The 331-nt window shown below is 57.1% G+C and carries 1 pseudogene; it reads left to right on the plus strand.

Going from position 1 to position 331, the window contains the following annotated elements:
* Positions 1-331 (plus strand): annotated as a pseudogene (locus AACY52_RS31855) (IS4 family transposase); the annotation flags it as partial.

A 331-nucleotide genomic window follows, 5' to 3' on the forward strand; every position in this document is an offset into this window, starting at 1 on the left:
CAAGGCTTGGCAACCGATCATCTGCTGGCTCGTAGCGGTGTAACAGAAGCCCGCAAGCGGCTCGGTTCAGATCCTGTCGAGTGGCTATTTCGCAAAACCGGCACTCAATGGGGCTCCGAGCGCTACAAGGATGATGCTTGGCAGGGCCTGCAAGTGTTTGCCGTGGACGGTGCACTGTTACGCACCCCGGATACACCCGAGTTACGCGATCATTTCGGCTCTGGAAATACGCCGACCGAACGCCAGACACCTTTTCCAATGCTGCGTCTGGTGGCGCTGATGAATGTTCGTTCGCACCTGATACTGGATGCTCAGCTGAGCCCTTATCGAC

Origin of the sequence: Pseudomonas sp. EA_65y_Pfl1_P113 (assembly GCF_963970525.1) — a bacterium.
In the GTDB taxonomy this organism is placed as follows: Bacteria; Pseudomonadota; Gammaproteobacteria; order Pseudomonadales; family Pseudomonadaceae; genus Aquipseudomonas; species Aquipseudomonas tritici.